Here is a 1,188-nt window from a genome sequence, read left to right as displayed (position 1 = left end):
CGCTAAGGGTTTTGGGTACCAACAACTTTGAGTCTGATTTCAGGGTCAGAAAATTTTTGCAGCTGGTCATCATGGCAGCTATTAAAAAGCTTGCCAAAATCATCATGGTTTTATTACTATTCATTGCACAATAAATTAGTTGTTAAATTAAAAGCTCCCTTTTACTCCAAGGGTAAATCCTCTGGTGGGACTAATTCTGTCAAGGTTATCTGGATCTAGGCCAAACTTATTGGCCCTCCATATTATTCCGAGATCCGAAGAATTCAGATATACATCAAGCGAACGGAATGGAAACCGCCACCGCTCGGCATTGAGGTGGTAACTCAGATTGACATAATCCAACCTGATCTGGTCAGCAGGAACAATATTTATTTCAGCAGCAGAATAGAATGAATCTCTTAGTGAATTTAATGGATAGGTAAATGAAGGAATATCAGTGAACTGCTCATCCCCTGGCTTCTGCCACCTACTGGAATAGTCACTATTTGTAATTCCCGAATTTGCCAGCCCAAAATATCCGATGCTACTTTTTTTCATAAAATAACCAAGCTTGAAACTGATATTGAATGAAACCGTGAGATTTTTATAGGCAAACGAATTGATCAGGGAACCAAAATATACCGGGTTGGCCGGGCCTATATAATTTATATTGCCAGCATTCAAACGTCCTTCTGTTGCAATTGCAGAATAGTTTGTGCTTAAAACACCAATCAGATATCCCTGAGGATTGCCTGCCGCATCAAGCCCACCCCACCTGTATCCAGAAATTGAATAAAGCGGGAGGCCGACAACCGGAGTAATTTCACGTCCACCACTGAGCAGTTTTGACAGGTTATTATTCGCCGAATAATATTTTACTGTCTTGCTTTTATTCTGGCTGAGATAAAGATCTGTTGACCATTTGAAATCCCCACCTGAAATATTTCTACTGTGCAATTCTGCATCAAAGCCTCTTCCCTCCATATCCGCCACGTTCCGTGTCAGTTCATCAGACCCGCCCCAGGTGGTATAGTCATATAGAAACGATCCATATAGATCAGATCCATGCTTTTTATAGACCGAAAAAGATCCCGTCAAACGCTCCTTTGCAAAGGCGAAATCAATTTTCAGGTTATATTGCCCAAGTTCCTCCCACCTCAGTTCCGGGTTATTGATTCCCCTTATCCTCACGAACGGAAGGTTGTTCAA

General features: G+C 41.5%; 1 pseudogene. It reads right to left on the bottom strand.

Annotation, left to right across the window (positions count from 1 at the left end):
• Nucleotides 1-147: 147 nt before the first annotated feature.
• A pseudogene (locus AC1DND_RS28170) lies at nt 148-1,188 on the bottom strand (SusC/RagA family TonB-linked outer membrane protein); the annotation flags it as partial.

Source organism: Pedobacter sp. 01N416 (assembly GCF_056399685.1).
The sequence above is the reverse complement of the archived record's forward strand: the minus strand, read 5'-3'. Positions and strand labels throughout refer to the sequence as shown.